The organism is Paenisporosarcina sp. TG20 (assembly GCF_000286315.1).
Lineage (GTDB): Bacteria > Bacillota > Bacilli > Bacillales_A > Planococcaceae > Paenisporosarcina.
On the sequence record NZ_ALJG01000065.1, the window covers coordinates 1 to 1,380 of the forward strand.

The window sequence follows — 1,380 nt, forward strand, 5'->3', positions numbered from 1 at the left end:
CTTTAGCTGTGGGAGTTGTCAGTCTTATGTAGAGTTAAATATTATAAGGGGGAAAAAGATGTATTACACAAACTTAGGTTTTACTGGACTCCAAGTATCAAATTTGACCTTGGGAACAATGGCATTCGGTCGATGGATTGATGAAAAATCTTCAGTAGCAATTTTAGATACTGCAATCGATGCGGGAATTAATTTAATTGATACAGCAAATTTTTATGGCAAAGGTCAAGATGAACAATTTAAGTATGGAACAGGGGAATGTGAAGAGATTATTGGACGTGCCTTGCAAGGAAGACGTGATAAAGTCATTTTGGCAACAAAAGTAGGCCTTCCAATGGGGGAGAATCCGAATGAATCAGGATTGTCCAAGTTTCATATAATGCGTGAGGTCGAAAACTCATTGCAACGACTCCAAACGGATTACATCGACTTATACCAAGTGCATCGATTTGATAATCAAACGCAACTTGAAGAGACGTTATCTACATTAACAAATCTGGTCACTCAAGGAAAAGTGCGCTATATCGGTTGTTCCAATTATGCAGCTTGGCAAATAGCTAAATCGTGCGGGATTAGCGACCTTCGCGGGTTTGAACATTTTGTTTCATCTCAATCACAATACAATTTATTATCACGTGAAGTAGAATCAGAACTGGTTCCTTATTGTTTATCTGAGAACATGGGGCTTTTAGTGTATAGTCCAATGGCTCGAGGGATGTTATCCGGCAAATATACATCGCGTGACGATTTACCTGAAGGAAGCCGAGCAGCAAAAGGTGAACAGCTAATTCAGAACTATTTCACAGATCAAAACTTCATGCGAGTTGATGCTTACAAACGATTGGCCATAGAAAATGAAGTAAATATGTCACAATTCTCTCTAGCTTGGATACTTAATCAACCTGCTGTAACCTCTGCAATTGTTGGAGCTAGCAATCAATCACACATCACGGATGCTGTACAAATAAGTGACTGGAAATGGTCAGAGAGTTTGAATCATCGTGTGAGTAGTATATAGTTGAAGCTCTATTCCGTCATAAGAATAGTATCGTTCTACTGTAAGGTGTCCGGGGTGCTTTAGACAGCAAACCAATTTAAATTGGCGGACTAAAGAATTGAAATTAACCCATTAATGTAAGCCATAATTTCCTATTTAAGAAGCGCAGTTTCCTCTCAGTAGAAGTCCTATCAGAATATAGGCTTGGGTACTTTCGCTTGGGTACTTTCATTTTATAAAATATGAAGACTTTTTATATGTATTTTCATTGATTTTTTGTTTTTTAAAAGGTGAATGATTGTAGAGAAAGGCGGCGACTCCAGTGGGAAAAGCGAGGCCAGGTGAGACCCCGCAGGCGCTTGCGACAAGGAGGCTCACGGACC

Annotated in this window: 1 protein-coding gene; it reads left to right on the forward strand. The window is 39.3% G+C overall.

The genetic code is table 11. The features are described 5' to 3' along the window. Nucleotides 1–1,018 (forward strand): aldo/keto reductase (locus tag B371_RS0100410; protein WP_237721483.1); only part of this gene is annotated, 1,018 nt, incomplete at its 5' end. Nucleotides 1,019–1,380 lie beyond the last annotated feature (362 nt).